The organism is Sphingomonas bacterium (genome assembly GCF_903644135.1).
Taxonomy (GTDB): Bacteria; Pseudomonadota; Alphaproteobacteria; order Sphingomonadales; family Sphingomonadaceae; genus Sphingomonas.
Window position 1 is genome coordinate 1 of record NZ_CAHJXA010000225.1, and the last position, 4,785, is coordinate 4,785.

Below are 4,785 nucleotides of genomic sequence, written 5' to 3' on the forward strand. Positions count from 1 at the left end.
GTGGTCCGTGCGGTAGGCGGCCAGCGTCTCATCCCAGCCCGCGACGAGGGCGCGCCCCCGATCCCGGCAGCGGCCGTCGGGCGTCGTCGCGACCGCCCCCGACGGATCGATCCGTATCGCCAACGCGTCGGCGGCGCGGCTGCTCGGCAGCGATGCGGCGGGACCGGTCGGCCGCTACCTGCGCGATGTCGCTCCGGAACTGGCGACGCTGATCGACGACGATGCGCGCGAGGCGGTGGTGCAGGTCGGCCATGGTGAGCGGACGCTGGCGGTGCGGATCGCCCGCACCGATGCCGGGCCCATTCTCACCTTCGACGACATCACCCAGCAGGTGCTCGACCAGCGCCGCGCCGCCTGGGCCGACGTCGCGCGGCGCATCGCGCATGAGATCAAGAATCCGCTGACACCGATCCAGCTCGCCGCCGAGCGGCTCCAGCGTCGCTATGGCGGCATCGTCGAGGCGGGCGACACCACTTTCGCCCGGCTGACCGAGACGATCGTGCGCCAGGTCGGCGACCTGCGCCGCATGGTCGACGAATTCTCCTCCTTTGCGCGGATGCCCAAGCCGGTGTTCCGCGAGGAGGCGCTGGTCGACACCGCCCGCCAGTCACTGTTCCTGCACGAGGTGGCGCATCCCGGCGTCCGTTTCGAGCTGATCCATGACGAGCCCGGCCCGACCCTGGTCTGCGACCGTCGCCAGATCGGGCAGGCGCTGACCAACATCGTCAAGAACGCGGTCGAGGCGATCGAGGCGAAGGGCATGGGCGAGGGCATTGTGGCGATGACGCTCGGCCAGCAGGGCCAGCGCTTCGTCACCGTCGAGGTCGCCGACAGCGGCATCGGCCTGCCGGCGGAGCGCGAGCGGATCGTCGAGCCTTACATGACCACGCGCGCTCGCGGCACCGGCCTGGGGCTCGCCATCGTCAAGAAGATCGTCGAGGAACACCTTGGAACCATGATGTTTTCCGATCGTGTCGGCGGTGGCAGCGTGGTAACGATGACGTTCGACGCGGCGGCCCTGGCGGCGGGGGATTACCTGCCGGCCGAGGAGAAGCGCGCGGAGCAGGGGGCAGAGCAGGGGGCGCTATCCGAGCCGGCCGGGGAACGCCGGCTTGCCACTACCACTCTCACCCGGACCTGACCGATGGCGCTCGATATTCTTGTGGTCGACGACGAACTCGACATTCGCGACCTGGTCGCCGGCGTGCTGGAGGATGAAGGATACGGCACCCGCACCGCCGCCGACAGCGATGCCGCGCTGGAGGCGATCGCGACGCGGCGTCCTTCGCTGGTGCTGCTCGACGTCTGGCTGCACGGCTCGCGGCTCGACGGGCTGGAGCTGCTGGACGAGATCAAGCGGCGCGACCCGACGCTGCCGGTGCTTGTCATTTCCGGTCACGGCAACCTCGACACCGCCGTCGCCGCCATCCGCCGCGGGGCGGCCGACTTCATCGAAAAGCCGTTCGAGGCCGAGCGGCTGCTGCTGCTCGTCGCCCGCGCCACCGAGACCGAGCGGCTGAAGCGTGAGGTCGCCAGCCTGCGCGCCTCGTCCGGACGCGACGGCGACCTGACCGGCAGCTCGGGCGCGATCAACGCCGTCCGCGCAACGCTGAAGCGGGTCGCCGGCACTGGCAGCCGGGTGCTGATCATGGGCGCGGCCGGCGTCGGCAAGGAGGTGGCGGCGCGGCTGCTCCACGGCTGGAGCCAACGCGCCGATGCCGCGTTCGTGATCGTCAGCGCGGCGCTGATGAGCCCGGAGCGGATGGAGGAGGAGCTGTTCGGGGTGGAGCAGGGGGGTGACCTCGTCCGCCCGGGGCTGCTGGAGCAGGCGCATGGCGGTACGTTGTTCCTCGACGAGATCGCCGACATGCCGATCACCACCCAGGCGCGCATCCTGCGCGTGCTGACCGACCAGAGCTTCACCCGCGTCGGCGGCACTCGCGTCGTCAAGGTCGACGTTCGCGTCGTCTCTGCGACCTCGCGCGACCTGACCCACGAGATCGCCGAGAGTCGCTTTCGCGAGGACCTGTATTACCGCCTCAACGTCGTCCCGGTGATGATCCCGTCGCTCGCCGAGCGGCGCGAAGACATCCCGGCCTTGGTCGAGCATTTCGCCGCGCATTATGCGGCCGAACGCCGAGTGCGCACGCCGCAGGTCGCGGTCGACGCCATGGCGGCGCTGCAATCCTATGACTGGCCCGGCAACGTCCGCCAGCTGCGCAACGTTGTCGAGCGGACGATCATCCTCGCGCCTGGCGACCGGGTCGGGCGCATCGACATCGACCTGTTGCCGGCCGAGGTGCTGGGCGATCCGGGTGAGCTGGGCAATGGCGGCGGGGCGATCATGGGGGCGCCGCTGCGCGAAGCGCGCGAGACGTTCGAGCGCGAGTATCTGCGCGTCCAGATTCGCCGGTTTTCTGGTAATATCAGCCGCACGGCGACCTTTATCGGCATGGAGCGATCGGCCCTGCACCGCAAATTGAAGCTGCTGGGGATCACCGAAACGCGCGACGAATGACGCTTGCCGGCTGGACGGGGGCCTTGCCGCTGCTTACTTGAAGGGTGGCGGCTCGATCGGGCCGTCATCCGACGCCGGGAAACGGCGCACCAGCGGGCGATCTTCCCGCCAATAAGGAGGCCTGTCATGGCCGAAAAACCAGGCTCGCTTCAGGACCTGTTCCTCAATGCGCTGCGGCGCTCCAAGACCCCGGTCACGATGTTCCTGGTCAAGGGCGTCAAGCTCCAGGGGATCGTTACCTGGTTCGATAATTTCTCGGTCCTGCTGCGCCGCGACGGGCAGTCGCAGCTGATCTACAAGCACGCGATCTCGACCATCATGCCGGCGGGCGGCATCGACGTCGCCAGCTTGATCGAGCAGGTCGGCGACAGCGGCAAGAAGCAGCTGCAGGACATCTTCCTGACCGCCGTGCGCAAGTCCGGCGACAGCGTGACGATGTTCCTAATCAACGGCGTCATGCTGCAGGGGGCGATCGCCGGGTTCGACCTGTTCTGCATGTTGCTGCAGCGCGACAACGCCGTGCAGCTGGTCTACAAGCACGCGGTGTCGACCGTGCAGCCGGCGCACGCGCTCAACCTCGCCGAGGAGACGGCGCAGTCGGCGGACGATTGACCGACGCCGTCACCAGCGCCGGGTTCGACCGCGACCGCGACGAGTTCGCGCGTGGGGCGAGGGCGGTCGTCGTGCTGCCCGACCAGGGCGGCAGCAACCGCGACGTCGATGCGCGCCTGGACGAGACCGCCGGGCTTGCCGCGGCGATCGGCGTGGAGGTGGTCGCGCGCGTCGCGTTGCGGGTGAGGGCACCCAAACCGGCGACGCTGATCGGCAGCGGCCAGGTCGAGCAACTGGCCGACACCGTGCGGCTGGAGGAGGCGGGGCTGGTGGTGGTCGACGCCGCCCTGACGCCGGTGCAGCAGCGCAACCTGGAAACGGCTCTGGCCGCCAAGGTAATCGATCGCACCGGGTTGATCCTGGAGATCTTCGGCGAGCGTGCCGCGACCGCGGAGGGGCGGCTGCAGGTCGAACTGGCGCATCTCGACTATCAGGCCGGGCGGCTGGTGAGGAGCTGGACCCACCTCGAACGCCAGCGCGGCGGCTTCGGCTTCCTTGGCGGTCCCGGCGAGACGCAGATCGAGGCCGACCGGCGGCTGATCCGCGACCGGATGGCGCGGCTGCGGCGCGAGCTCGAGCAGGTCCGCCGTACCCGCGGGCTGCACCGCGACCGCCGCCAGCGCGCACCCTGGCCGGTGATCGCGCTGGTCGGCTATACCAATGCCGGAAAGTCGACGCTGTTCAACCGGCTGACCGGCGCCGACGTCATGGCGGAAGATCTGCTGTTCGCCACCCTCGACCCGACCTTGCGGCAGATCGCGCTGCCGGGGCTCGACAAGGCGATCCTGTCGGACACGGTTGGCTTCGTATCCGAACTGCCGACCCAGCTGGTCGCGGCGTTCCAGGCGACGCTGGAGGAAGTGGTGGCCGCCGACCTGCTGATCCACGTCCGCGACATCGCCCATCCCGACAGCGAGGCGCAGCGCGCCGATGTCGAGACGGTGCTGGAGGAGATCGGCGTCGTCCCGGAGATGCCGCGGATCGAGGCGTGGAACAAGCTCGACCTCGTCGACGTCGAGCGCCGCGACGAAGTGTTCGACGAAGCAGCGGCCCGCGCCGACGTGATGCCGATCTCGGCACTCGACGGCGAGGGGGTTGCCGCGCTGATCGCAACGGTCGCCAAGCGGCTGACCAGCGGCCATCGTCGTTACACGATCACGCTCACCGCCGCCGATGGAGCCGGCGCGGCATGGCTGCATGCGCATGGCGAAGTGCTGAGCCAGGCGAGCGACGGCGTGGAGACCGTCTATGAGGTCCGGCTGGCACCGATGGATCACCAGCGGTTCGGGCAGCGCGATCAGGGTTAATCGCGCTTAACCTGTTGCCAGAGCGCTTCCTTGGCTGCGAGGTCGAGGTTGGCGAAGCGGTCGCCGGCCAGCGCCTCCATGGCGGCGAAGCGGCGTTCGAACTTGGCATTGCCGCGGCGCAGTGCGGCTTCGGGGTCAATGCCGAGATGGCGCACATAGTTGACGACCGAGAACAACAGGTCGCCGACCTCTTCCTCGACATCGGCCGAAGCGGCGGCCGCGACCTCGTCCAGCTCCTCGACGATCTTCGCGCGCGGGCCCTCGGCGTCGGGCCAGTCGAAGCCGGTGCGCGCGGCCCGCTTCTGCAGCTTCGCCGCGCGCAGCAAGGCCGGCAGGCCGGCGGCGACG

4 protein-coding genes and 1 pseudogene are annotated in these 4,785 nt (G+C 69.4%); 4 read left to right on the plus strand and 1 reads right to left on the minus strand.

Annotated elements, in window-relative coordinates:
• Nucleotides 1-76: 76 nt before the first annotated feature.
• From HUU96_RS11455 to hflX, 4 genes and pseudogenes are all read left to right on the plus strand, one after another.
• Nucleotides 77-1,141 (plus strand): annotated as a pseudogene (locus tag HUU96_RS11455) (sensor histidine kinase); the annotation flags it as partial.
• Nucleotides 1,142-1,144: 3 nt separating this feature from the next.
• On the plus strand, nt 1,145-2,518 hold the full coding sequence (gene ntrX, locus HUU96_RS11460; protein ID WP_174292924.1) for a nitrogen assimilation response regulator NtrX: 1,374 nt from the start codon (nt 1,145-1,147) through the stop codon (nt 2,516-2,518).
• A gap of 126 nt (nt 2,519-2,644) precedes the next feature.
• Nucleotides 2,645-3,130, plus strand: a complete 486-nt coding sequence (hfq, locus tag HUU96_RS11465; RefSeq protein ID WP_174292925.1) for an RNA chaperone Hfq — start codon at nt 2,645-2,647, stop codon at nt 3,128-3,130.
• A complete protein-coding gene (gene hflX, locus HUU96_RS11470) occupies nt 3,127-4,437 on the plus strand; it encodes a GTPase HflX (RefSeq protein WP_174292926.1) in 1,311 nt (436 codons plus the stop codon). Before hfq ends, hflX begins: the two co-directional genes overlap by 4 nt.
• On the opposite strand, the gene HUU96_RS11475 is transcribed toward hflX, so the two are convergent.
• Nucleotides 4,434-4,785, minus strand: a 352-nt coding sequence (locus HUU96_RS11475) for a MazG nucleotide pyrophosphohydrolase domain-containing protein (protein WP_302480239.1), incomplete at its 5' end; no start/stop codon positions are given. The two genes, hflX and HUU96_RS11475, sit on opposite strands and share 4 nt — an antisense overlap.

Coding starts and splice junctions, on each gene's coding strand:
- ntrX (WP_174292924.1), top strand. CDS start 1,145: ATGGCGCTCGATATTCTTGTGGTCGACGACGAACTCGACATTCGCGAC.
- hfq (WP_174292925.1), top strand. CDS start 2,645: ATGGCCGAAAAACCAGGCTCGCTTCAGGACCTGTTCCTCAATGCGCTG.